Annotated in this window: 2 protein-coding genes; both read right to left on the reverse strand. The window is 71.4% G+C overall.

Annotation, left to right across the window (positions count from 1 at the left end; genetic code table 11):
• Positions 1-386 (reverse strand): alpha/beta-hydrolase N-terminal domain-containing protein (locus ACAM49_RS40070; protein ID WP_369640720.1); only part of this gene is annotated, 386 nt, incomplete at its 3' end.
• A 191-nt stretch (positions 387-577) separates the two neighbouring features.
• Positions 578-1,411, reverse strand: coding sequence for a hypothetical protein (locus ACAM49_RS40075; protein ID WP_369640721.1), 834 nt, complete (start codon positions 1,409-1,411; stop codon positions 578-580).
• Positions 1,412-1,596 lie beyond the last annotated feature (185 nt).

Genomic DNA, 1,596 nt, shown 5'->3' on the forward strand with positions numbered 1-1,596 from the left:
GCCCCCGCCGCCACGCTCCGCCCCCTCCCCCACCCCCCTACCACCGCCCGCATTCCCCGCGCGATGGCCACCGCCGCGCCCCCCAGCGGAACCGTCCAAGCCAGCCACTGCGCCCAACACGAAGGCCCGATCCCCGCAACCCCCATCGCACCCCGCAACTGGCTCTGCCACTGCTCGGCATAACCCATCGCCGCCCCGCAGAGCCCCACCGCCACGATGGCCGTAGTAACCCGCGCGTACGGCAGGCGCGTAACCCCGAACCGAGTCAACCGCACCACCATTCGGACCAGCCCGGCCAGCCCCAACGCGATCAGCACCACCAGCGCGGTCAAAATGCCCTGCGCCGACGGCGTACGAGGCAGCAACCCCGGCGCCAACGAGACCATGACTCCCCCTGCCACCGCGACACTCGTACCAACCCGAGGCGCACGAAACCTCGCCCACCGGAACCCATTTCGCGGCGATCCGCCGGAGGCTGTGCTCAGCGCCCTTGGTGCGGTCCGGTGATCCGCCGCAGGGGTTTCGAAGTGAGACTCGCCAAAGCCCGCGCGCTCGCGCACGGCGTTCTCGGTCGTGGTCACAGCGCCACCGCCGATCCGTTCGCGGCGAGCACACTGCTCGGGGCCGGTTGGCGAGAGCGGGTGCGGCGGACCACCATCGTTGCGGCGGTGGCCAATCCGGCGGCCAGGCCGATGCCGACGAGCGTGAGGGTTGCGGGGGAGGGCAGGTCGCCGTCGCGTTCGAAGAAGGGCTCGGTGATCGGGTTGCCGTAGTCCTGGCGAATCGAGTTCAGGTCTACGGCGGTGGTGGCCACGTCGGCCATGACCCGGCACTGGGCGCGGGACACCGCGTTCGTGCGGGTTTCGCAGGCCGCGTCCATGCGTTGTTCCAGGGCGGCGTCCACGGTCTGGCGTGCCCAGGGGCCCAGGGGCTGGCCGTGGGCGGCGGCGTAGCGCAGGAGGTCGTAGCCGAGGTCGTGGGATTTGCAGGCCAGCTCGAATTCGGCGGGCAGGGGGATCGGGGAGGAGCAGTCACCCTGCGGGTTGACGAGGATGCCCGACTCGATGACCGGGCGGTATCCGGCGGTGGTGACGAAGTCTTCGGGGATGACCGTGGGATCCGGCTGAGCGGCAACCGCTTCCGCGATACCCACGCGCGCGGCGGCATTCTCGGGCGCGATCGGCGCGCTGATCGCGGCACCCGCGCTGGGCGCGAAGGCTACGCCGACCGAGCATGCGACGGTTGCCGCGGCGGTGAGCGCGGCTGCCCGGCGCAGCCCGTTCCAGCGTGCGCCACTGGCCTCGGAGCCATGGGCAGCGGCGGTGCGCGGCGAGTGGGCGGCGTCGGTGGTCGCGGGTGCAGGCCGGGGGGAACGGGGCGAAATCCTGCGGGAAATCGGGAGCGCTCTCATGGGGATCGACGGTAGGAATTGGGCTTCGACCTGGGCCTCAGCCTGCGGGGCCGTTCTCGGATGGGCCGCGCGGGGGAGGGGCGCGCCGGTGTCATACCGGGGTAGGGGGTCCTAGATCATTCAGGGGTATGAGGTGTGCGGGGGGGGGAGCATCTACCGTCGAGGGCATGGTCGGAAAAGTGGCT

Source organism: Nocardia sp. JMUB6875 (assembly GCF_041154655.1).
GTDB lineage: Bacteria > Actinomycetota > Actinomycetes > Mycobacteriales > Mycobacteriaceae > Nocardia.